Raw genomic sequence first — 817 nt, forward strand, 5'->3', positions numbered from 1 at the left:
CGTCAGGTAGGCGTTCCGTACATCATCGTGTTCCTGAACAAATGCGACATGGTTGATGACGAAGAGCTGCTGGAACTGGTTGAAATGGAAGTTCGTGAACTTCTGTCTCAGTACGACTTCCCGGGCGACGATACGCCGATCGTTCGTGGTTCTGCTCTGAAAGCGCTGGAAGGCGACGCAGAGTGGGAAGCGAAAATCATCGAACTGGCTGGCTTCCTGGACTCTTACATCCCGGAACCAGAGCGTGCGATTGACAAGCCGTTCCTGCTGCCGATCGAAGACGTATTCTCCATCTCCGGTCGTGGTACCGTTGTTACCGGTCGTGTAGAACGCGGTATCATCAAAGTGGGCGAAGAAGTTGAAATCGTTGGTATCAAAGAGACTCAGAAGTCTACCTGTACTGGCGTTGAAATGTTCCGCAAACTGCTGGACGAAGGCCGTGCCGGTGAGAACGTAGGTGTTCTGCTGCGTGGTATCAAACGTGAAGAAATCGAACGTGGTCAGGTACTGGCTAAGCCGGGCACCATCAAGCCGCACACCAAGTTCGAATCTGAAGTGTACATTCTGTCCAAAGATGAAGGCGGCCGTCATACTCCGTTCTTCAAAGGCTACCGTCCGCAGTTCTACTTCCGTACTACTGACGTGACTGGCACCATCGAACTGCCGGAAGGCGTGGAGATGGTAATGCCGGGCGACAACATCAAAATGGTTGTTACCCTGATCCACCCGATCGCGATGGACGACGGTCTGCGTTTCGCAATCCGTGAAGGCGGCCGTACCGTTGGCGCGGGCGTTGTTGCTAAAGTTCTCGGCTAAT

1 protein-coding gene is annotated in these 817 nt (G+C 53.6%); it reads left to right on the plus strand.

What is annotated here, in order from left to right:
- Window positions 1–816: elongation factor Tu (locus F4V61_RS21980; protein ID WP_058818805.1), on the plus strand; the 816-nt coding region annotated here is incomplete at its 5' end.
- Between the last annotated feature and the right edge of the window lies 1 nt (window position 817).

This window comes from Salmonella enterica subsp. arizonae (assembly GCF_008692845.1).
GTDB classification, from domain to species: Bacteria; Pseudomonadota; Gammaproteobacteria; order Enterobacterales; family Enterobacteriaceae; genus Salmonella; species Salmonella arizonae.